This window comes from Skermanella sp. TT6 (genome assembly GCF_016653635.2).
In the GTDB taxonomy this organism is placed as follows: Bacteria; Pseudomonadota; Alphaproteobacteria; order Azospirillales; family Azospirillaceae; genus Skermanella; species Skermanella cutis.
The window spans coordinates 54,047-77,761 of record NZ_CP067422.1 but is presented as its reverse complement, the minus strand read 5'-3'; the positions used below and the strand labels follow the sequence as shown (position 1 = coordinate 77,761).

At 72.7% G+C, this 23,715-nt stretch carries 9 protein-coding genes; 3 read left to right on the top strand and 6 right to left on the bottom strand.

Translation table 11 applies throughout. From position 1 onward, the window contains the following. The first annotated feature begins 4 nt into the window (after positions 1-4). Positions 5-1,747 carry a tetratricopeptide repeat protein gene (locus IGS68_RS36225; protein WP_305800093.1) on the top strand — a complete coding sequence of 581 codons (1,743 nt, stop codon included), beginning with the start codon at positions 5-7 and terminating at the stop codon, positions 1,745-1,747. Between the two features lie 97 nt (positions 1,748-1,844). On the opposite strand, the gene IGS68_RS31810 is transcribed toward IGS68_RS36225, so the two are convergent. After that, positions 1,845-5,723 (bottom strand): BTAD domain-containing putative transcriptional regulator, encoded by a 3,879-nt coding sequence (locus IGS68_RS31810; RefSeq protein ID WP_206379362.1) that lies wholly within the window; start codon positions 5,721-5,723, stop codon positions 1,845-1,847. 64 nt (positions 5,724-5,787) lie between these two features. On the opposite strand from IGS68_RS31810, the gene IGS68_RS31805 reads away from it, so the two are divergent. Continuing rightward, the gene (locus tag IGS68_RS31805) at positions 5,788-5,985 is read left to right on the top strand and encodes a hypothetical protein (RefSeq protein ID WP_201083310.1); all 198 of its coding nucleotides are present in this window, start codon (positions 5,788-5,790) and stop codon (positions 5,983-5,985) included. 77 nt (positions 5,986-6,062) lie between these two features. On the opposite strand, the gene ltrA is transcribed toward IGS68_RS31805, so the two are convergent. After that, entirely contained in the window at positions 6,063-7,544 is a 1,482-nt protein-coding gene (ltrA, locus tag IGS68_RS31800; protein ID WP_247881505.1) for a group II intron reverse transcriptase/maturase, read from the bottom strand. A gap of 583 nt (positions 7,545-8,127) precedes the next feature. Next, positions 8,128-8,304, bottom strand: coding sequence for a hypothetical protein (locus IGS68_RS31795; RefSeq protein ID WP_201083307.1), 177 nt, complete (start codon positions 8,302-8,304; stop codon positions 8,128-8,130). Between the two features lie 232 nt (positions 8,305-8,536). On the opposite strand from IGS68_RS31795, the gene IGS68_RS31790 reads away from it, so the two are divergent. Next, entirely contained in the window at positions 8,537-11,110 is a 2,574-nt protein-coding gene (locus IGS68_RS31790) for a tetratricopeptide repeat protein (protein WP_371822006.1), read from the top strand. Between the two features lie 113 nt (positions 11,111-11,223). Here the strand turns inward: IGS68_RS31790 and IGS68_RS31785 are convergent, their stop codons facing one another. The 3 genes from IGS68_RS31785 to IGS68_RS31775 are packed head-to-tail and all read right to left on the bottom strand — an operon-like array spanning position 11,224 to position 23,713. Continuing rightward, entirely contained in the window at positions 11,224-11,967 is a 744-nt protein-coding gene (locus IGS68_RS31785; protein WP_201083305.1) for a glycosyltransferase family 32 protein, read from the bottom strand. Beyond that, the gene (locus IGS68_RS31780; protein WP_201083304.1) at positions 11,964-12,731 is read right to left on the bottom strand and encodes an SDR family oxidoreductase; all 768 of its coding nucleotides are present in this window, start codon (positions 12,729-12,731) and stop codon (positions 11,964-11,966) included. The genes IGS68_RS31785 and IGS68_RS31780 overlap by 4 nt, the downstream gene beginning before the upstream one ends. Positions 12,732-12,745: 14 nt before the next feature. Next, positions 12,746-23,713, bottom strand: coding sequence for a non-ribosomal peptide synthetase (locus IGS68_RS31775; RefSeq protein WP_201083303.1), 10,968 nt, complete (start codon positions 23,711-23,713; stop codon positions 12,746-12,748). Between the last annotated feature and the right edge of the window lie 2 nt (positions 23,714-23,715).

The window sequence follows — 23,715 nt, the reverse complement described above, 5'->3', positions numbered from 1 at the left end:
AAACATGACCCGTTCGACCCTGCGGACCTCGCTCCGGGCCGGCCTTGTCACGGCCGCGATGCTGGCCCTGGCCGGTCCCGGCCATGCCCAGACGGGCACCCAGCACCAGGGCATGCACCACCAGCCGATGAAGGTGGAGACCAAGCCCTTCGTCCCGCCCGCGGGCGGCATGTCGCAGGACGTCCATGACGACCTTTCCGACGTGCCGCTGTGGCCGAACCTGGGCACGGTCACCTATCCGGTCACGACGGCCTCGCCCCTGGCGCAGCGCTATTTCGACCAGGGGCTCCGGCTGGCCTACGGCTTCAACCACGCCGAGGCGCGGCGCGCCTTCCGCATGGCCCAGCGGATCGACCCGGCCTGCACCCTGTGCTTCTGGGGCGAGGCGCTGGTGCTGGGGCCGAACATCAACGCGCCGATGGATGCCGGCGCCGTGGCCCCCGCGCTGGCCCGGGCGGAGCGGCTCGCCGCGAACGCCCGGCCGCACGAACAGGCGCTGATCCGGGCGCTGTCGCGGCGCTACGCCGCAGGGGGGACGGCAGACCGGGCAGCCCTCGACAAGGCTTATGCCGACGCCATGGCCGACGTCGCGCTGCGCTACCCCGAGGATACCGAGATCGCGGTCCTGACCGCCGAGGCGCTGATGAACCTGTCGCCCTGGGACTACTGGCAGGCCGGCGGGGCCGAGCCCAAGGGCCGGACGGCGGAGATCGTCGGGATGCTGGAATCCGTGATGGCGCGGAACCCGGACCATATCGGGGCGATCCACTACTACATCCACATGGTGGAGGCGTCGGACCGGCCGGAGCGGGCGGTGCCGGGGGCCGACCGGCTGGCGTCGTTCGACCTGGGGGCGGGGCATCTGGTCCATATGCCGTCGCACATCTATTACCGCATCGGCCGCTACCTGGACTCGCTGGAAGCGAACCGGCGCGCGGTCGCGGCCGACGAGGCCTATCTGGAGAGCATCGGCACCGGGGGGATCTATCCCTCGGCCTATTATCCGCACAACATCCATTTCCTGCTGGTCTCCGCCCAGATGGCCGGGGACGGGCCGACGGCGGTGGAGGCCGCCGAGAAGCTGCGGGCGACCGTGACCGACGAGGCGGCGCGCACCATCCCGTGGGTCCAGCCGATCATGGCGGCCCCCTATTTCGCCCATGCCCAGTTCAGCACCCCGGAAACGGTGATGGCGGTGCCGGCGCCCACGGACGAGTTCCCGTTCGTGAAGGCCATGTGGCACTACGCCCGCGGCGCCGCGCTGGCCTCGGCCGGTGACGCGGCGGGTGCGGCGGGCGAGGCCGAGGCGATCCTTGCGCTGCGGGAGACCGCGGAGATCGAGGGGCTGGAGTCCGCCGGGATCCCGGCATCGACCGTCCTGGAGATCTCGCGCCACGTGGTCCGCGCCAGGATCGCCCAGGCCCGCGGCGACCTGGACGGGGCCATCGCGGAGTTCGCCGCCGCGGCGGCGCTGGAGGGGCAACTTCCCTATATGGAACCGCCGTTCTGGTACTATCCGGTCCAGCAGTCCCTGGGGGCCGCCCTGCTCCGGGCCGGGCGGATCGACGAGGCCGAGCAGGCCTTCGCGGCGAGCCTGACGCGGTCGCGCAACAACGGCTGGGCCCTGTACGGCATGATGAAGGTCCACGAGGCGCGGGGCGACGAGGAGGCCGCGAAGCAGACCGCCGAAGTCCTCGGGCACGCCTGGGCGGGCGACCGCGCGCTCCTGGACCTGGAGCGGATGTAGGCCGGCCTCGGCCGAAGGCCGACGCCGACTCCATGGCCGGAGCGTCGGCATGGGGTGTCGGCGTTGGCCCTGCGGGCCAAGGCCGACCTACGAAAAGCTAGAATTCATTCAGCGCCCTCTCGATCCGGGGGGTGTGGCGGTCGAGGGCGGCGGCGCGGCAGGTCTTCAGGACGCGGGTGAGGTCCTGGCGCAGGCCGTCGCCGCGCTCGCCCCGGCCGAAGCGGGCGAGCAGGCGGCCGCGGGCGGTGAACAGGCCGCTCCAGGGCAGCGGTTCGGGGCTGGCATAGTCCTCCAGCCCGTCGGCGTAGCGGTCGGCGGCGTTCCAGTCCCCCATGTCGAGCGCCGTCTCGATCGCCTCGCGGTGGAAATACAGGTGGTTGTGGCTGACGCTCCCACGCGCCAGCATCGCCTCCCCCTCGGCCAGCAGGCGGCGGCGCTCGCCCGGCGCCTCGGTCGCCAGGGCGAGCAGGGCAAGGATGCTGGGGCCGAGATACCCTTCCCCCGTGCGCAGCGCGATCTCCAGCGCCTGCCGCAGCAGGTTCAGCCCCTCCTCCCGACGGCCGCGGTGGAGCGCCATGCGGCCAAGGCCCAGCAGGTTCTCGGCCTCGAAGCGCCAGGCGCCGAGCTGGGCGGCCAGGGCTTGGGCGCGAGCGAAATGGGGGCGGGCGGCCTCCTCGTCGCCCAGTTCGCCCAGTTCGCCCAGCATCTCCGTGGCGACGATATGGCCGATCAGTTCGGCCCGCCGGTGGCCGATCCGGACCGCGGCGTCGATCGAGTCCCGGGCGGTCGCGAGGGCGGCGCCGGGATCGTTCATGAAGAAGCGCGTGACCGCGTCCATGTAGAGGTTTTCCGCCTCGATCCGGGGCAGCGACCGCTCGCGCGCCCGGCGGATGCAGCGGGAGAAATAGCCGTGCGCGGTGATCATCCGGCCGCGCAGGTAGTAGGCGTCGCCGAGCCCGCTCATGGCGTGGAGTTCCAGGTCGGGCTCGTTCGAGCGCCGCGCCCAGTCCAGCGCGGCCTCGTGCTCGCGCAGGCAGCCGTCCAAATCGCCGCGCGGGAAGCACAGGTTGCCGCGCAGGTGGTGGATACGGAACCGCTCGGCCGCGAGGCCGGCGCGCATGGCCGCCGCCTCGGCATGCTCCAGCGCGTCGAGCGCACCGGAGAGGTCGTCCACCACGCGCATGCCCGACGCCAATCCGAGCCAGGCGCGGCAGCGTTCCGCGTCGGTCTCCGCCAGGTCGCGGGCCTGCCCGTAGGACCGGATCGACGGGGCGACGGACCCCAGCGCGTCCAGCACCTCCCCGTGCAGGCAGGCCAGCTCGTACCGTTCGGCGCGTCCGCAATCCAGCGCCAGCCCGCGCTCCACCAGCGACAGAGCGCGCTCGAACCTGAAGCCGGCGGCGTGGAACCGGGCGGCTTCCAGGAAGGCCGCGGCGGCGTTCGGGTCCTCCGCCTGGGCCAGGTGCTCGGCATGGAGGGCCGGGTCGCGCCCGGCGTACCACGCGGCGGCGCGGCGGTGCAGCTCGCAGCGGCGGGAGCGGAGCAGGCCGGAATGGACGGCTTCCTGGACCAGGGCATGGGCGAACAGGTAGCCGCCCCCATTTCCGCCATCAGGGGCCGCCGGGCGCACCAGCGCCTGGTCGAGCAGCGTCGCCATACCGTAGCCCGGGTCGTCCAGCAGCGTGCGCAGGGCGTCCAGGTCGAAGCGCTGGCCCAGCACCGAGGCCGCCTGGAGCGCCCGGCGGTCGGCCAGGGGCAGCGCGTCGGTGCGCGCCAGCACGATGCAGTGGATGGTGTCCGGCACGGTGCCGGCGGTGCCCCGGCTGCGCAGGAGCTGTTCCAGGAACAGGGGGTTGCCGCCCGACCGGGTGACGCAGCTTTCGGCGAAGGCCCGGTCGTCCGTCGCCATCGCGCGCGCCAGGGTCTGGGCCAGGCTCTGGACCTCCGCCGGGCGCAGGGGGCCGAGGTCGATGGTCATGATCGGCACCCCGCCGGCCGCGGCCCGCCAGGCGGCGTCGAGCGGATCGCCCTGGACCCGGGTCGTCAGCACCAGGATCAGCGGGCAGTCGGCCACCAGACCGGCGAGCATCGCGATGTAGGGTTGTACCTGAGCATCGGCCCAGTGGACGTCCTCGACCGTGAGGACCAGCGGCCGGTTGTCGGCCGCCGCCCGGACCAGCGCCGAGATAACGGCGCGGCGGCCGAGATCGCGGGTGCCGTGGTCCAGCGCGTCGTAGACGGAGCGCTGGTCGGGCGGCAGGGGCCGGTCGAGCAGGGGGGCGAGGTGGATCCCATGCTCCGGGCCGAGCGCGCCGGCCTCCGGCAGCCCGGCCAAGTCCCGGACCACCGCCTTGATCGCGTCCTGGCCCCGGCCGACGCCGAAATCGAGCACGCAGCCAGTGACGCAGCGCAGGCCCTGGGCGCCGGCCAGGGCCTGGAACTCCTCCACCAGCCGGGTCTTGCCGATGCCCGGTTCGCCCCGGACATGGATCACGGTGCCGCTGCCGGTCTCGCGGCAGGCGGCGAGCAGGCCGTTGAACTGGTGCAGCTCCGCCCGCCGCCCCACGAAGGGGCGGGAGGCCGCCGCCTTGCCGGTGCCGGCCGTGCGGAACGCGCGCACCCGCCAGGGCGGCCCGCCGCCTTCAAGGTCGCCGCCCTCCAGATCAAGGAACCCGTCCAGCGCCTCCCTCACCCCGTGGGAGACCAGGATGTCGCCGGGTCCCGCCAGGGTGGCGAGCCGGTTCCCCTCCTGCATGGCGGTGCCGGTCAGCACGAAGTCCGGCCCGCCGTCCACGACGACCAGCCCGCAGGAAACGCCGATGCCGGGAGGCTCCGCCGTGCCGTCCACCCCGGCGCGCAGGTCGAGCGCCGCGCGCAGCGCCCGCTCCGGATCGTTGCCGTGGGACCGGCGCGCGCCGAACGCCGCGATCACCGTGTTGCCGGCGTGGCGGTAGAGGTCGCCGCCATAGCTCCGGGCGATGCGCTCCACATGGCCGACCGCGTCGGCCGCCTGCCTGTGCAGCTCCTCCGGATCGGCGGTGTCGGACCCGGACAGGGCCGCGCAGAGGATGGCGGCGACGCGCAGCTCGGGGGCGGAGGGGAAGGGGCGGGGCGGCGCCTCGCCGGCTTCCGGGAGGGGTGCCGCGGCGGGGTTGGGCGGATCGGCCCGGCCGGTGCGGCGGCGCTCCCGGATCTCCCGCAGGAGCGCTTCGGTCTCATGTTCGGGCCGCACGCCCAACTCGCGCTCCAGGACGGAGCGGCAGGTCTGGTACTGCTTCAGGGCGGCGGCGTGGCGGCCCTGGCGGGCATAGAGCGTCATCAGGGCGCGGTGGGCCGGCTCGCGCAGGGGATCGAGCGCCAGCAGCCGCAGCGCGTGGCGGACCCCGGCCTCGGTGTCGCCGGATTCCAGGACGTGGTCGAGCAGGCGCCCCAGCACGCCCTGGACCTGCTCGCGCAGGTGCTGGCGCTCGACCTGGAGCCAGTCCTCGAAGGCGGGCGAGCGGGACGGGGCGCCGTCGAACAGGTCGCCGCGATAGAGTTCCGCCGCCCGCGCGAGCTGCGCGGGGGAGCCGTCGGCGACGGCGGCCCGGAACTCATCGACGTCGGTGGCGAGGGTTTCGGCCGGGACGGCGACGCAGTCGCCCTCCGCAGTCAGGACGGGCAGGCAGCGGCGGAGCAGGGCCAGCGCCTGGCGCAGGCTGCTGCGGGCGAGGGCGTCGGGGCTGTCCTCCCACAGCAGCGTCGCGAGCTTCTCGCGCGGGTGGGACTGGCCGGGGCGCAGGGCCAGGTACGCCAGCAAGGCCATCGGCTTGCGGGCGGTCAGGGGGATCGGCGATCCGGCTGGCGATAGAAGGTCGAACCCGCCGAGGAGATTGAGGCGATGGGTGCCCACGGGCTCCTCCTCGCGCACGATCATGAGGGACGACGACGAACGATCTTGCCACCCCGGCCCGCCGGCCACCAGGAAAAACGCCATCGGGAACCGCCCCGGCGCCCTCCTGTTGAGGTCGGTCCGAGCATCTGAACCAAGGAGTGGCCCCATGGCCGAGCAGGAAGACAAGTTCCACCGGGTCGGCGGCAACACGGACCCCAAGGCCAACCCGCCGAGCCCCGACGGCCCGGACGCCGTCCACAACCCGCCGGAAACCAACCGCGGCAACAAGCCGGGCCAGGTCTCCCAGGAAGCCGGCAAAACCGAGAAGCCCGAGCCCAGCACCGAGTCCGGCGCGCCGGGCTGAGAGAAGGGATTTGGCCACAGATGCACGCAGATGGACGCAGATAAGAAATCGATAAGTAATCGCGGTAGGGACGCCCGTTACCGGGCGCCCCCCGCACAGAACCGGACGTGCCCGATTAAGGCATCCGGCTCCCACCTTGGGTGTTTGACGCGAAAGCGGTTTCCGGGCCAGGGATGGATGATGCGCGGCCGTGGCAGCCAGTGATCGGCAAGGCGCGTGAGCTTTTCCCACGGTGTCTTGTCCTTCTGGCTGCGCCGGCGCAGCGCCCTCATCCACAGGACGCCGACATGGTAGCGCAGGTTGGCAAGGGCCCGGTAGTTGGTCGGGACGGCGAAGTAGGCGTAGAAGCCGCTCATCACCTGTCCCAGCCACCGGCCTTGCTCCGGGATGCCCTGGTGCCGGCGTCGCCGGAGTTCCTCCTTGATTTCCTTGAGCTTGGCCTGCTTGCGCTGGCGCCGGGTCTGGCGTTTCAGCAGGAAGCCGCCACGCCGGGACCGCCCACAGATGTGGGTGAAGCCCAGGAAGTCGAAGGTCTCCGGTTTGCCCGCGCCGCGCCTGGCCCGGTCGGCAGCTGCCTGCCGGCCGAACTCGATCAGGCGGGTCTTGTCGGCGTTCAGTTCCAGGGCGAACCGCGCCAGGCGCTCCCGCAGGTCCGCGAGGAACCGCTCGGCGTCCGACCGGTGCTCGAACCCGACGACGGTGTCGTCGGCGTAGCGCACCACGGCCATGGTCCCGGTCGCGTGGCGCTGGCGCCACTGCCGGACCCACAGGTCGTAGACGTAGTGGAGATAGACGTTGGCCAGCAGCGGCGATGCCACCGCCCCTTGCGGGCTGCCGGCCGTCGCCGGCTGCCGTTTCCCCGTCTCGTCCACCACGCCGACCGTCAGCCACTTGCGGATCAGCCGCAGGACGCGGGCATCGCCGATCCGGTGTTCCAGGAACCGCATCATCCACATGTGGTCGATGCTGTCGAAGAACGCCCGGATGTCTGCATCCAGGATCCAGTTCACCCGGCACTCGCCGATCGCCACCGCCAACGCGTCGAGCGCGTCGTGCTGCCCCCGTCCCGGCCGGAAGCCGTAGGAGAAGCCGAGGAAGTCTTCCTCGTAGATGGCGTTCAGCACCTCCACCAGCGCCCGCTGGACGATCTTGTCCTCCAGCGCCGCGATCCCGAGCGGCCGCATCCGGCCGTCCGGCTTGGGGATGAGATGCCGGCGTGACGGATGCGCCCGGTAGCGGCCGGAATGCACGCGGTCCTTCAGGTCCGCCAGCCGTTCCTCCAGCCCCTCCGCGTACTCCCGCCACGTCATTCCGTCCACACCCGGAGCCGCGTCCCGCTTCAATGCCCGATAGGCAAAGCGCAGCAGGTCGGTATCCACGTGCGTCAGAAGGGTGGTGAACCGCTCCTCCTTTCGCTCCCGTGCCGCTTGACGTATGCGCTCCAGCCCCGAGAGCACGGGTGCCCGGTCCTGAGCCCGGCCCGTGTGCGGCGGAGACGCATTCCCCTCGGCCCCACCCCTTCCCTCCACCGGCTCCGCGTCCGCGTTCGCCGGTTTCACAGGTACTATGGATGGGTCTGGAGCTTTAGCTAACGCCGAAGGCGATACCTCTTCGGCGCGTGCATCACCGGCTACGGCTCCTCGCCTTCCCGGTGCGGACCGCCAGGCCATCGGCCCGTGGTCACGCCGAAGATCTCCCGGTTCCCGCTCAAGGAGCGTCCGCACATGCCAGGGTCTCTGACCACGCCGGACCGCCGGGGTGCTCGCATGACGCGCCCCGCCGTATCGCCTTCCAGGCACAGAACCCTGTCGGCATCCGGGATCGAGATTCTTACGCGGCTCAATGGCTGGCCTATGCGCCCCCCTGTCAACGCTTCGCCGTCGGCCTCACGACCGCCGCCGCATGACTCGGGGCCGGTGTGGATCGCTACTCCTTCACCGTACAGGACTTTCACCCGCTACTCCTTGCCGGTCTCCCGGCGCTCTCTGTGTCCATCTGCGTGCAGCTGTGGATAGATAATGATCCCTGCCTTGGACGGTGCTGGGCCGGCAGGAAGGGATTTGGCCACAGATAACGGCGATTTCCTCAGATGATCCGGGCCGGATCTTTGTCCATCGCCGTAATCTGTGGCAAGAACCTGAATTACGTTTGCACCCCTCCCGCTATCCCGGCCGGCACCCGGCGGTCGATGGTGAAACGGGCGGTGCTCGGGTCGAAGCCTCGGCGGTCCATCTCGTCCATCGCTTCGCCCAGCATGTTGACGAGGTAGACCGCATCGTCATCGGCCAGCGGCGCGCCGTCGGCGTCGAACACGCGCATGTCCCCCAGCCCGGCGTCGAACCGGGCCTCGTACCTTCCTGATCGTGATATGATGCTTACCCCGTGCCGCCGGCCTGACGACGGAGGGAGCCCCCCGCCGTCAGGCCGGGCCTAGCAATCCCCACTCTTCGGCTCAGCAGCCACGTCTGGGTGGTGTGACGCGCGAATTCTGATCCGCATTCGGTTCCTTCGCTGCTATGATGCCCGCGTCGGTTGATCTTGAAGGCTTGGCATCGTCGCTGCCGGCCGGTACCGGGCGGGGCGGGCGATTGATCGGGACTACGATATCTTCTTCAGCTACGCCCACGCCGACCGCGACGCGGCGCTGCCTGTTATCAAGGCACTGAAGGCCCGGAACCTCCGTGTTTTCCATGACGAGACGGAGATCACGGACGGGGAGTCCATCCGGCGGCGGATCATGGAGGGACTCGGCCGCGCGCGGATGCTGGTCGCCTGGTACTCGGCCACATACCCGACCCGCCGCGCCTGCCAGTGGGAGCTGACCTCCGCCATCATCGCCGCCCAGCACGAGTTCCCCGACGGCAGGACGGTCGAGCGCCGCATCCTGGCGCTGAACCCGGAGGCGGGCGCCGGGCATCTCCAGCCGGCCGATATCCTGGCGAAGAAATATGTCGATGCGCGCGGCGCCCGGGCCGAGGCGCTGGCCGGCCGGGCCGCCGCCCTGCTGGAGGGTTTGGCCGGCAGCTTCGGCGAGGTCCAGGCGCTCGGCGGCCCGCTCTGGCACGGCGGCAACCCGCGCGCCGGGTCCAGCCGGTTCGTCGGCCGATTCCCCGACATGTGGCGGATCGACGAGCGCCTGTCGAAGAACCGGATCGCGCTGATCACCGGCGACAGCGTCGGGCTGGTCCAGGTGCAGGGCATGGGCGGCATCGGCAAGACCCTGCTGGCGGAGGAATACGCCCGGCGTTTCTGCGCCGCCTATCCCGGCGGCATCTTCTGGCTCGACGCTGGCAGGGGGCAGGACCTGGGGGCGCAGCGGCAGGGCATCGCCGAAAGCCTCGGCAGCGCGACCGCCGGCCTTGGGCCGGACGCGGTCGCGGGCTTGCTGAAGGGCAAGCTGGCCGAGCGGGAAACCTACCTGTGGATCGTGGACGACCTGCCCCCGGACGCCGGCACGGCCGACCTGAACGCCTGGAGCGCGCCAACCGCCAACGGCGCCACCCTGGTCACCACCCGCAGTACCGCGCTGGCCGGGTCCGGCTTCGTCCATCGGCTGGGATTGCTGTCGGACGACGAAGCCCATGAACTTCTGACCAGCCGCCGTGCCCCGCGTAACGATGTGGAGCGGGCGGCGGCGCGGGAGATCTTGGCCCTGTTGGGCAACCACGCCCTGGCGGTCGACGTGGCGGGTGCCGCCGTCGAGATGCTGGGCTACCAGGATTTCCACGACCTTTTGCGCGACCCCGCCGAGGATGCGACTGACTTGGCCGCCGAGTTGGCCGACAGCCTGCCGACCGGCCACGCCCAGCAGATCGCGGCCACCCTGCTGGCCAGCATCGACCGGCTTGACGCGGCCAGCTTACGCTTGCTGCACCTCGCCGCCCTGCTGGCCTCGGCACCAATTCCCAGGCCTCTAGTGGCAGACGTTTTCGCCCGTCTGTCCGGCGGCGGCAAAGCCGGCACGGCCGAGGCCGCCCGCGCCGTCAAGGCGGCGACGCGGGAAGCCCTGGCCGAACACATTCCGGGCGACGGGGAGGATGCCGGTGATGCCGTATCGGTCCATGTGCTGGTCAGCCGCACCCTGCGCTTCCACAAGGGTGAGCCGCCGCCCGCAATGCGCGACGCCGCCGTGGCGGCACTGATCGGGGCTATGGAGAAGGCCGGCGACATCCGCAACCATGCCGCCCTGCTGCCTCTGGTCCCCCACGCGAGAGCCCTGACCGGAGACCTGCCGGACGTTCCGACAGCCGCGCTCTTGTCGCGGCTCGGGCGTTTCAATTCTCAGCGGGGAGCTTACGCCGACGCGGAGGCGGACTTACACCGAACCTTCGGCGCAACGAAACACCTGCTCGGCGCCGAGCATCCCGACACCCTGACCAGCATGAGCAATCTGGCCGAAACGCTCCGGGCACAGGGCGACCACGGCGGCGCACGCGAGCTCCAGGAGCAAGTGCTGCTTCTCCGCCGCCGAATGCAGGGCGACGAGCATCCCGACACCCTGATCAGCATGAACAATTTGGCTGGAACGCTCGGGGCGCAGGGCGACTACGACGGCGCCCAGGCTCTCCAGGAGCAAGTGCTGATTCTCCGTCTCCAAGTGCTGGGAGACGAGCATCCCGACACCCTGACCAGTATGAACAATCTGGCCGCGACGTTATGGGCACAGGGCGACCACGGCGGCGCCCGCGAGCTCCAGGAGCAAGTGCTGCTTCTCCGCCGCCGAGTGCAGGGCGACGAGCATCCCGACACCCTAATCAGCATGAACAATTTGGCTGAAACGCTCCGGGCACAGGGCGAGTACGACAGCGCCCGGGCACTCCAGAAGCAGGTACTGCTTCTCCGTCGCCAAGTGCTGGGTGACGAGCATCCCGACACCCTGGCCAGTATGAACAATCTGGCTGCAACGCTCAGCGCGCAGGGCGACCTTCTCGGAGCGCGGACGTTGGTAGCCGAAGCCTTGCCCGTGGCGCTGAGGAAGTACGGTCCCGAGCCGCGCTTCTCGCGGGCCTTGATCGCTTGGGCAAAGTTTCTCGGCCTGCCGCTCCCGGCCCTGTCCTGGTCGGCCACCCGCACCCCTCATCCTCACCCTCCCTCATTTCGGGCGCGAGGGGACCATGCCCGGTGAAAAGCTTCTCACGGGACCGGTTTGGCCTGTTCGGGAGCAGTCGCATCCTTCAGCTCGGCGTTCCCTCGCCCGCGGAAGGGGGAGAGGGTCAGGGTGAGGGAGTGTGGGGCCTCTCACCCCGGCGCGGCGAAGCGGCGGGCGAGTGCCATCACCGGCTTGAGGGCGGCGTCGAGGGCGCGGCGCCCGGGGGACATCCAGGTCTGGCTCATGTGGTGGATGCCGTAGGAGCGGGAGGTGTCGGGGTCGATGGTGATGCGGCCGTTCACTTCCGCCGGGGTGCCGGGCTCGAAGTACCAGGAGGGGCAGACCAGGGTGTCGGCGTCGGCCTCCACGCCACTGCGCCGGACGCAGTCGGTGAACAGGCGGGGTCCCGTGCTGTGCGCCACGAACAGGGCGTCGGCATCGACCAGGAAATTCAGCGGCGAGCGCTTCGGGCGCCGGTGGTTGGACTTCAGCGCCTCGAACACCGTCTCCCAGAAGCGGTGGCCGGGCACGCTGCCGACGATGGCGTTGTTGTATCCCACGGTCCGCGACAGCAGCAGGCTTGGCCGTTCCACCAGCGTATCGATCGGCTTCAGGCTTTCGATGTCGCTGTCCACGTAGAGGCCGCCCAGCGTGTGCAGGATGAAGTAGCGCACCGCGTCGATGCGCTGGATGTTCAGCGGATAGCCGTCGTAGATCGGCAGGAACCAGGCGTGGTTTTCTGCCATGAAGGCGCGCATGGTGGTCTCGTTCCACAGGTGGAACGACCAGTCCGGGTGGTTGCGGCGCCAGCCGTCGCCGAAGGCGCGGAACTTGGCGGGCATCTGGTCCTCGCCCTGGTACCAGATCTGGTGGATGATGCGCGGGATGCTCATGAATAGCTCGCCCCGCCGTCCACCTGGATGACCCGGCCGGTGAAGAAGTCGCATTCCACGATGAAGCGCAGCGCCGCCCAGATCTCCTCCGGCCTGCCCATGCGGCCCAGGGGCACGTCGGCCACCATGCCGGCGCGCTCGTCGGGGTCCAGGGCCTGCGCCATGGGCGTGTCGATCAGCCCCGGCGCTATGGCGCCGACGCGGATGCCGTATTGCGCCAATTCCAGCGCCCAGGTCCGGGTGGCGGCGTCCAGGCCGGCCTTGGCGGCGGCGTAGTTGCCCTGGCCCGGGTTGCCGGCCCCGGTGATCGAGGAGATGTTGACCACCAAGCCGGGGCTGACGCCGTTCTCCAGCATCTGCGAGACAACCTCCCGCGCCATCACGTAGCAGCCGGTCAGATTGGTCTCGATCACCGACTTCCACTGAACGCTGGGCATCTTGCGGACGAAGCCGTCCTCCTCGCGCAGCGCCAGGACGCCGTCGCGCAGGATGCCGGCATTGTTGACCAGCAGGTTCGGCGTGCCGAGCCGGGCCGCCGTCTCGCCGAGGAAGCCGCGCACCGAGGCCTCCTGGGTCACGTCGAGCGCCATGGTCTCGACCCGGCCGGCGAGTCCCCGGGCCTCCTCCGCGAGGGTGCCCAGGCCGTCGGCCTGGATGTCGCCGGCCATCACCCGGGCGCCGGCGCGGGCCAGCTCCAGGGCGAAGCAGCGCCCCAGCCCCTGGGCGGCCCCGGTGACGACCGCGGTGACTGTGTCTATGCGCATGACCTATACTTTCATCACGGGGACTTGTTGCCGGCGGAGCGGGCCTGTCGCAGGGCTTCCTTCTGCTCCGGCGTCATGGCGAGCAGGCGGAGATAGGCCTGGGCCACTTTCAGGGCGCGGCCGGGCGCCGCCTCCCGCGACCGCAGCAAGGCGGCCTGGGCGGCGACGGTCGGCGCCTCCAGGAACTCGCGCAGGCGCAGCTCGGTCTGGAAAACCCGGCCCAGCTTGGCGTGGATCCGCATGGCGACCAGGGAATGGCCGCCGAGGTCGAAGAAATCGTCCTCGACGCCGATCTCCCCGCCGCCGAACGCCTCGGCCCACAGGCGGGCGACGGCGTCCTCCACCGGGTCGCGGGGCGCCAGCCGGGTGGCGGTCACCTCGACGGGGGCCTGGGCCAGGGCCTTGCGGTCGATCTTGCGGTTGGGCGTCAGCGGCAGCTCGGGCAGGATGCGCCAGACCGTCGGCACCATGTAGCCGGGCAGGCGGGCGAGAGACCGCTCGCGCAGGTCGGCGACCGCGAGATCGGGCGCGCCGTCCTCCGGGACGAGGTTGGCGACGAGGCGCGGTTCGCCCTGGGCGTCGCGGCCGATCACGACCACCGCCTCGGCGATGCCGGGCAGGGTGCGCAGGACGCTCTCGATCTCGCCCAGCTCGATGCGGAAACCCCGGATCTTGGCCTGGGTGTCGAGCCGGCCGAGGATGTCGAAATCGCCGTCAGGCCGCCGCACCGCCTTGTCGCCGGTCAGGTAGCAGCGGGCGCCGGGCAGGCCGGGGAAGCGGTTGGCCGCGAACCGGTCCGCCGTCAGGTCCGGGCGCTCCCAGTAGCCCTCGGCGAGGCCGTCGCCGCCGATCGCCAGCTCGCCCGGGGCATCGGCCGGAGCGGGGCGGCCGAAGGCGTCGACCACGCCGATCCAGGTGTTGCGCACGGGCGCGCCGACGACGCCGGCCTGAACAGCGTCGTCGATCCGGCGCGCCGCCGACCAGATCGTCGTCTCGGTCGGGCCGTAGACGTTCCACAGCGCGACGCCCCGGTCGAGCAGGGCCGCCGCCAAGTCGGCCGGGACCGCCTCCCCCCCGACCCAGCCGGCGAAGCCCTGCGGCGGGCGCCAGTCGGCGGCGAGCAGCAGGCGCCAGGTGGCGGGCGTCGCCTGGAGCACGGTGGCGCCCCGGGACGCGATCAGCTCCACGAGCGCGGCGCCGTCCACGGCGGTGGCGGCTCCGCACAGCACCAGCGTGGCGCCGGCGGCCAGCGGCAGGAACAGTTCCAGCGCCGCGATGTCGAACGACAGGGTGGTGACCGCGGCCAGCCGGTCGTCGCGGCCGAAGCCGGGCCGCTCCGCGAAGCTGTCGACCACGTTGGCGAGCGCCCGGCGGCCGACCGCGACGCCCTTGGGCCGCCCGGTCGAGCCGGAGGTGAAGATCACGTAGGCGAGGCGGTCGCCCTCGCGCGGGTCGGCGGGGACGGGCGCTTCGGGGCCGGCCAGCAGGTCTTCCACCGTCAGCACGGGCGCGGCGCCGGGCGGTGCTTCGGCGCGCAGGGCGCGGGTGGCGACGATGGCGGCGGGGCGGCCGTCCTCCACCATCATCGCCAGCCGTTCCGCCGGGAAGGCGGGGTCGAGCGGGATATAGGCGGCCCCCGCCAGATGCACGCCCAGGAGGGCCGGCAGCAGGTCGGCGCCCCGGTCCAGGAAGATGCCGACGCGGTCGTCCGGGCGGATGCCCGCCGCCGCGAGGCCGGACGCCACGCGGCGGGCGCGCTCGGCCAGCTCGCCATAGGTCAGGGTCGCGTCCTCGGCGATCACGGCGAAGCGGCCGGGTTCGGCCTCGGCGTGGTTCAGGATGCGGCGGTGGACGGGGGGTCCGACGGGGCCGGCGGAGCCGATGGCGGCGGGGTCCGGCGCGTCCGGCAGCAGGTCGGCGATCCGTTCCCGGGCGGGGTCGGCGAGCGCTTCGAGCAGGGCCGCCAGCTCGGCCAGGAGCGCGCCGGCGGCGCCGTCGTCCAGGCGGGCGCGGTCCCACATCAGCTCCAGCCGCAGGCCGTCGCCGGGGAGGACATAGAGGCTTAGCGGAAAATTGTTCTGTTCCCGCGCCGTGACGGCGCCGACCGCGAGGCCGGCGGAGGCGCGGACCTCGGAGGCGACGGGATAGTTCTCGTAGACCAGGATCGCCTCGAACAGCGGCTGCTGGCGGGGGCGCCCGCTCCAGGACTGGATATCCACCAGCCGGCTGTCCTGATGGGCCGCCAGATCGGCGAAGCCGGCCTGGAAGGCGGGAAGCCAGTCGGCGAGAGTCGCCGCCGGGTCGAGCGCCGCCCGCACCGGCAGCGTGTTGATGAACATGCCGACCATCCCCTCGGACCCGTCCAGGTCCAGCGGCCGGCCCGATACCGTGACGCCGTACAGCACGTCGAGCGTGCCGCCGTAGCGGCCGAGCAGCACCGCCCAGGCGGCGTTGACCAGCGTGCTCTGGGTGACGCCGTGGCGGCGGGCGGATTCGGCGAGGCGGCCGGCCGGGGCGGGGGGAAGGTCGAGGCTGCGCATCGCCATGCCGGTCCCGGCGCCGCGCCGGCGGCCCGCCGCGGGGAAGATCGCCTCGGGCGCGTCGGCCAGCCGCTCGCGCCAGAAATCCGCGGCCCCGGCGGGGTCGGCCTTCGCGAGGCGGGCGACATGGTCGCGGAAGCCGTGGTCGCCCGGCAGGTCGGGGGCGTCGCCCCGCGTGATGGCGGCCAGCGCCCGCATCACGCCCCGGAACACGATCGGCATGGACCAGCCGTCCAGCAGCAGGTGATGGTGGCTCCATACCACCTGCCAAGCGGTCTCCCCGGTCCGCGCCAGGGTGACCCGCATCAGCGGCGGCGTCGCGGGATCGAAGCCCCGCGCCCGGTCCTCGGCCAGGAAGCGGTCGAGGGCGGCGGCCTGCCCGGCCTCGCCCAGGGCGCGCCAGTCCAGCACCGCGACCGGCAGCTCGGCCCGGCGGGGGATGCGCTGGAGCGGCCGGGGCAGCCCCGCCCAGGCGAAGCCGGCGCGCAGGTTGGGATATGCTTCGAGCACCGCCTGCCAGGCCCGCGTCAGCCCCTCGGCGCCGAGGGGGGTGTCGAGCCGGGCGGTGACCTGCTGGACATAGACGCCGGAACCGGCGGCCTGCTCCACCGTGTGGAAGAGCATGCCTTCCTGGGCGGGGGTCAGGGGATAGATGTCGTCGATCTCGCCGTCGCCCAGGACCAGGGGAAGCGTCCCGGCGTCGAGCCCCGCCAGCGGGAAGTCGGACGGGGTCCAGGCGGCCCGCGCCGCCGCGCCGTCCAGGGCGACCAGCCGTTCCAGCGCCTGCGCGAAGCGGTCGGCCCAGGCTTCGACCCGGTCGGCGGCGTGCAGGGCGGGGACATGGATCCAGCGCAGGGTGAGCCGGCCGCCGACCACGGCGGCGACCAGTTCCAGCGCGTGGCGCCGGGGCGCGCTCGGGTCGATGGTGTCGCCGACCGCCTCCGGCGCCATGCCGATCGGGCCGGAGTCGCCGAAGGTGCCGTCCACCTGGCCCAGATAGTTGAAGGCGAAGGACGGCTCGGGCGCGGCGGCCAGCCGGGCGGCCACGGCCTCGTCGCCGTACCAGCGCAGCAGGCCGTGGCCGATGCCGTCGTCGGGGACCCGGCGCAGCCGTTCCTTGACGCGGGCCAGGGCCGCGGCGGGACCGCCGGCGCCGTCCACCGGCAGCCGGAACGGGTGGAGCGCCGTGAACCAGCCGACCGTTCCGGCGAGATCGACGCCGGGGACGAGGTCCTGGCGGCCGTGGGCTTCCAGCGCGATCCGCAGATCGCCCGGGGCGATATCGACGGCCAGCGCCTCGGCCAGGGCGGCCAGCAGGATCTCCTGTCCGTCGGCGCGCAGGCGGGCCGGCGCCGCCCGCAGCAGCAGGGCGGTGGTTTCGGCGTCGATCACGGTCTCAACCGTGCGGGCGTCGCCCTCCACGGCCGGGCCGGACGGGTCGGCCGGCAGGTCGGCGGCGGGGGCGGTCGCCTCCTCCAGCCAGAACGGGGCCTGCCCCGAGATCCGGGGAGAAGCCACCGCGGCGGCCAGCCCGCGCGCCCAGCGGCCGAACGCCGGCCTGGGCGGCGGCGGTTCGGTGACGAGGCCGGTCAATGCGAAGGCGAAATCATGGAGCAGAACCCGCCAGGAGACGCCGTCCACCACCAGATGGTGCGCGGCGATCAGCAGGCGCGGCCGTTCCGGCGTCGGAAGGATATAGAGCACCGCCCGCGCCAGCGGCCCCCCGGTCAGGTCCAGCGCGCGCTGGACCGCCGCTGCGTGCGCGGTCAGGGCGGCGGCGCCATCGACTTCGACCGTCTCGAACGGCACGGGGTCGTCGCGGTCGGCATAGGCCTGCTCCCAGCCGGCTTCGGTGCGGCGGAAGCGGAGGCGGAAGGCGTCGTGGCGGCCCAGGGCGGCCCGGACGGCCGAGGCGACCTGCCCGGGCGTCGCCGCCTGCCGGAGGCTGACCAGCACCGCGTGGTTCCAGTGCGACGGGTTGGGCGGGGGGTCGGCGAAGAACCAGCGTTGCGCCGGCGTCAGCGGGACAGGGCCGGCCAGCGGCTCGGCCGGCTCCTCCTCGGCGGCGGGGGCGAGCGGGACCGCGGTCCGCGCCATGTCGGCCAGCTTCGGGTGGCGGAAGACCTGCTGAAGGGTCAGTACCAGGCCGCGCGCCTTGGCCCGGGCGACGATCTGAAGGCTGAGGATGCTGTCGCCGCCGAGCGCGAAGAAATCATCCTCGGCCCCGACCCGCTCCACCGCCAGGACGGCCCGCCAGACCTCCGCCAGGGCGGTCTCGGCGCCGGAGGCGGGTGCCCGGAACGGCCGGCCGGCGTCGGAGTCCCGCGGGGCCTCGGCGGGGTCGGGCAGGGCGGAGCGGTCGATCTTGCCGCTCGCCAGCAGCGGCCAGGCATGGACCGGATGGTACAGCGCCGGCACCATGTAGTCCGGCAGGTTGGCGCGGGCATGGTCGGCCAGCGGCTGCTCCCAGCCGGAGTCGGACGCTTCCACATAGGCGACCAGCCGGGGCGAGCCGCCCGGGCCGGAGCGGACGGAGACGGCGGCGCGGCGGACCAGGGGGTGCCGTTCCAGCACGCGCTCGACCTCGTCCGGCTCGATCCGGTATCCCCGCAGCTTGGTCTGGCGGTCGACGCGGCCGAGATAGTCGAGCCCGCCGCCGGGGACCCTGCGGACCCGGTCGCCGGTGCGGTAGAGCCGAGCGCCGGGCGTTCCGGAAAACGGATCGGGGACGAAACGTTCGGCCGTCAGGTCCGGCGCTCCCCAGTAGCCCCGCGCCAGCCCGGCGCCGCCGACATAGAGCTCGCCCGGGACGCCGTCGGGAACGGGCATCAGGTCGCCGTCCAGGATATGCAGCAGGGTGCCGTCGCGGGGATCGCCCAGGGTGGCGGTGTCGCCGGCCTCGAACCCCTCGACCCGGCGGATCGAGCATTCGACCGTCGTCTCGGTCGGGCCGTAGAGATTGATCACCTCCACCGGCAGCAGCGCTTGCAGCCGTTCGACCAGCGTCATGGGCAACGCCTCGCCGCCGACGGCCACGCGCCGCAGGGTGCGGCAATCCGCCAAGGCGGGCTCGCGCAGCAGCAAGTCAAGCTGGGTCGGCACCAGATGGAGCAGCGTGACCCCGCCGGCCGCGATCTCCGCCGCCAGATAGGCCGGGTCGCGGTGGCCGTCGGCGCGGGCGAGCCGCAGGGTGGCGCCCGACATCAGGGCGGCCCACAGCTCATCCACCGAGGCGTCGAACACCACGGGCGTCTTCTGGAGCATGACGTCATCAGGCCGGACGGGATAGTCCCGCAGGAACCACGCCATATGGTCCGCCAGCGCCCGGTTCGGCACGGCGACGCCCTTGGGCTTGCCGGTGGAGCCGGAGGTGAAGATCAGGTAGGCAAGCGCGTCGGGGTGGTCCGCGACCTCCGGCGCGGTCGCGGGCAGGTCGGACAGCTCCAGCGCTTCCGCGGCGAGGTCGAGGGTAATGGTGCCGTCCGGCACGGCCACGCCGGCGGTGCCGCCCGCGGTGACCAGCACGGCCGGCCGGCAGGTCTCCAGCGCGGAGGCGAGGCGGGCCGGCGGCTGCGCCGGGTCCAGCGGGACATAGGCGCCGCCCGCCAGCAAGGTTCCCAGCATGGCGGAGACGAAGGCGAAGGACCGTTCCAGCAGCAGCGCGACAGGACGGTCCGGGCCTACTCCCAGGGCGCGCAGCCGGTGCGCCAGCCGGGCGGAGGAGGCAGCCAGCTCGCCATAGGTCCAGCGGTCGCCGCCGGCCACCACGGCGGTGCGGTCCGGCGACAGGCGCGCCTGTTCCAGCACGGCGCGGTGAACGGGGACGGCGGGGGCCTCGGCCGGGAAGTCGGGCGACGGGGGGAGGGGTTCGACCAGCGCCGCGTCGGCGAAGGGCTGGTCGGGGGCTTCGGCGAAGGCGCGGAGCGCCCCCTCCAGCAGGTCCGCGGCCGTCTCGGCGAAGCCGTCGGAGAACTGGGCGGCGTCGTAGCCGATGCCGACGCGCAGCGGCCCGCCGCCGGCATCGTCGCTGAAGCTGACGCTGAACGGGATGTCGATGTCGTCGAACGACCGGGTGTCCAGCAGCTCGATGTCGCGCAGGCCGGCGAGGCCCTGGTAGACGTGGAAATTGACGAAGTTGAACGACGTCTCGAACAGCGCCCTGCCGCCGGCGATCCGGCGCAGCTCGGCCATGGGAAGGCGGCGGTGGGGCAGCATCGCGGCTTCTCCCGCATGGGCGGCGCGGGCGAGGTCCAGCCAGCTCCAGCGCCGCTCGATCCGGAGGCGGAACGGCAGCGTGTTGAGGAACAGGCCGAGGACCCGCGTGCTGTCCCGGTCGTCGGGCCTGCCGTTGGACACCAGCCCGGTGACCACGTCGGACGAGCCGGCGAGCAGCGCCAGCACGCGCAGGTGCGCCGCCAGCAGCAGCGCCTTCAGCGGCAGCCGGCTTGTCCGGGCGACCTCGCGCAGCCGCTCCGTCAGTTCCGGGGGGAACGCGCGGTCGAGCCGGCCGGACGGGCGCGGGGCGTCGGCGGGCAGCCTCCGGCGCGGCAGGGCGGTGATCGGCAGGCCGGCCAGCGTCCTTTCCCAATAGCCCCGGATCGCGGGGTCGGCCAAGGCGCGGGTCTCCAGCGCCACGAAATCGCGGAAGCTGCCCGCCGGTGCGGCCGGCACCGCGCCGACGCCCCGGCCGAGGCGGTGCAGGTAGCGCTGCACCCATTCCGCCAGGAAGGTCGCTACGCTCCAGCCGTCCAGCACGGCGTGGTGGAAGCCCAGGCTGAGATGGACCACGTCGTCGGCCAAGCGGTGGACCGCGATCCGGCCGCACGGGGCCTGGCGCCAGTCGTAGCCGAGCCGGCGCTCCTCCGCGACATGGGCCGCCAGCCGGCTTTCCTGCTCCGCCGCGGGCAGGCCGCGCAGGTCGGACACGGACAGGGGCGACGGCACCTCCCGGCGGACCAGCTGGAGCGGGCGGGAGAAGCTTTCCAGGTCGAAGCCGGTGCGCAGCGCCGGGTGGGCCGCGACGGTCTCGGCCAGCGCCCGCTCCAGCGCCGGGATGTCCACCGGCAGGCGCAGGCGGAACAGGAAGAGGTCCTGGTACAGGGACTGGGCGGCGTCGAAATCGCCGTGGAACAGCATGCCGGCCTGGAGCCGGGTCAGCGGGTAGGCGTCCTCCGCCCAGGCGGGCAGCAGGGCGCGGTCGGCTTCCGCGACCAGGGAGAAGGGGCCGGCGGGCTCCTTGTCTGCCGTGCCGGCGGCGGGTCCGGCGGCGTCCAGCACGGCTGCCAGGCGGCGGACGGTCGGGTTGCCGAACAGCTGCGGCAGGCTGGCGGTGACGCCCTTGTCGCGGGCCAGCGCCACCAGCCGGATGCTCCGGATGCTGTCGCCGCCCAGGGCGAAGTAATCGTCGTCGATGCCGACCCGCTCGACGCCCAGCGCCGCGGCCCAGGCCTCGCACAGGATGCGCTGGGTTTCCGTCTCCGGCGGGGCGTAGGCGCCGGCCACGCCGGTGCGCGCGGCGTCGGGGTCGGGCAGGGCGGCGCGGTCGATCTTCCCGTTGACCGTCAGCGGGAAGGCATCCAGCGGGACGAACGCCTCCGGCACCATGTGGTCGGGCAGGTGGCCGCGCAGGAAACCGCGCAGCGCGTCGGCGCCGGGACGCGCTTCGCCGGGGCGCATCGCCAGATAGGCCACGAGGCGCCGGCCGGCGGCCCCCTGCGGCGCCAGCACCAGAGCCTGGGCCACCTGCGGGTGCCGGGACAGCGCGGATTCGATCTCGCCCGTCTCGATCCGGAACCCGCGCACCTTCACCTGGTGGTCGCGCCGGCCGCAATACTCGATGTCGCCGTCGGGCAGCCGCCGCGCGAGGTCGCCGGAGCGGTAGAGCCGGACGGTGCCGGCGGGCGAGGCACGCTCGACGAAGCGCTCGGCCGTCAGCTCCGGCCGGCCGAGATAGCCGCGGGCGACGCCGGCGCCGAGCACGCAGATCTCCCCGATCGCGCCGGGGGGCACGGGATGGCCGTGCTGGTCCAGGATCTCGATGCCCAGGTCGGGGATCGGCCGGCCGATCACGCTGTGGCCGCCGGCCTCGATGTCGGCGCTCCGGATCGGGCGGTAGGTGACATGCACCGTCGTCTCGGTGATGCCGTACATGTTGACCAGTTCGGGCATCCTGTCGCCGCGCCGGGCGACCCAGGGGGCGAGCATCGCCGGCTCCAGCGCCTCGCCGCCGAACACCACGGTGCGCAGCGCCAGGCCGGGCTTCGAGGGCCGCGCCGCGTCGGCGGCCATGAGCTGGGCGAAGGCCGACGGCGTCTGGTTCAGCACCGTGACCCGCTCCCGCTCCAGCAGGGTCAGGAAGGCGTCGGGATCGCGGGAGACCAGCCAGGGAACCATCACCAGGGTGCCGCCGTGGAGCAGCGCGCCCCAAGTCTCCCAAACCGAGAAGTCGAAGGCGAAGCTGTGGAACATGCACCACACGTCGCGCTCGCCGAAGCCGAACCAGGGCTGCGTCGCGGCGAACAGGCGCAGCACGTTGCGGTGGGTCACCACCACGCCCTTCGGCGTCCCGGTCGAGCCGGAGGTGTAGATGACGTAGGCCGCATCGTCCGGGCCGGCGGGGCGGGTCGCGGCGGCGTCGGGAACGTCCGACGGCCGGTCGATCAGGACCAGCGCGGGGGACTGGGGCAGCCGGCCGGCAAGCTCGGCGGTGGTCACGACGATCGCGGCGCCGCTGTCGGCGACCAGGAACGCCAGCCGCTCCTCCGGATAGGCCGGGTCGAGCGGCAGGTAGGCGCCGCCGGCCTCGACCACCGCCAGCATGGCGACGATCAGGTCGGCGGACTTCTCCAGGCAGATGCCCACGGGCCGGTCTGGTCCGGCCCCGGCCGCGCGCAGGCGGCGGGCCAGAGGGGCGGCGCGGGCCGCCAGCTCGGCATAGGTCAGGCGCGCTTTCCCGTCCACCACGGCGGTGCGGTCGGGAAAGCGCGCGGCAGTGGCGGCGAAGGCCTCGGCCAGGGAGTTGGCGGGCAGCGCCACGTCCTCGATGCCGGCCGGGACCAGGGGATCGGGCAGCAGGCCGATGGAGGCGACCAAGCGGGCCGCGTCGGCGGCCATGGCGTCCAGCACCTGGGCCAGGTGGCGGAACACGCCTTCCGCGGCTTCGGCCGGGATGCGCGCGGTGTCGACCGCGACCTTGACGGTCAGCGTCGCGCCGGGGACGACGATCAGGGTCAGCGGATAGTGGGTCTTCTCGATCAGGGTAGCGTCGCGGACGGCGATCTCGGGCACCGCCTCGCCCAGCCTGTCGCCGAGCGGGAAGTTCTCGAACGCGAACAGGCTTTCGAACAGCGGCTCGCCGCGCGGCACCGGCGACCAGCCCTGGATGTCGGTCAAGCCGCAATGGTCGAAGCGCTGGAGCTGGAGCTGCCGCTCCTGGACCTGCCGCAGCAGGTCGGCCACCGGCTTCGCCGCGTCGATCGCGATCCGCAGGGGCAGGGAATTGACGAACAGCCCGACCATCCGCTCGGACCCGGGCAGGTCGGCCGGGCGGCTGCTGAGCGTGACGCCGAAGGTCACGTCGTCGGTGCCGGCGTAGCGGCTCAGCACGATCGCCCAGGCGGATTCCACCACGCTCGCCTGGGTCACCCGGCAGCGCCGGGCGAGCTCGGCCACGGCCGCCGTCGCGGCCGCGTCCAGGGCGAACACCCTCTGCTCGATCCCGCCGGCCCCGCCGCGCTTCCCGGCGATGTCGATGCCGAGGGGGGTCGGACCTTCCAGCCCGGCCAGGTGGTCGCGCCAGAACGCCTCCGCCGCCGCGCGGTCCTGGCGGCCGAGCCAGGCGACGTAGTCGCCGTAGGCGGCGGGTGTCGGCAGGGCGGCCAGGGTGCCGTCCCGCTCGGAGCGGTAGAGGGCGAACAGCTCGCCCATCAGGATCGGCAGCGACCAGCCGTCCAGCAGCAGGTGATGGTGGCTCCACACCATGCGGAACAGGCCCGGACCCAGCCGGACCAGGGCGATCCGCATCAGCGGCGGGCGGTTGAAGGCGAAGCCCCGGCGGCGGTCCTCCTCCAGGAAGGCGTCCAGCCGCGCCCGCCGCGACGCCTCGTCCAGGCCGCTCCAGTCCTCCTGCGAGATCGCGAAGGGGACCTGGTCGAACACGACCTGCACCGGCTCCCGCTGGCCCTTGGTCACGAAGGCGGAGCGCAGGATGGCGTGGCGGTCGATCAGCCGGCGCCACGCCCGCTCGAAGGCGCCCGCGTCCAGGTCGCCCTCCAGGGTGACGCAGAGCTGCTCGAAATAGACCGCGGAGTCCGGCTCGTACAGGGCGTGGAACAGCAGGCCCTTCTGCAGCGGGGTCAGCGGATAGATGTCCGCGACCGCCGGCTTGGCGGCGGGCTTGCGGGCGGGGCCGGTCGAAGAGGCGGCGGAGGGATTCGCGGTCATCC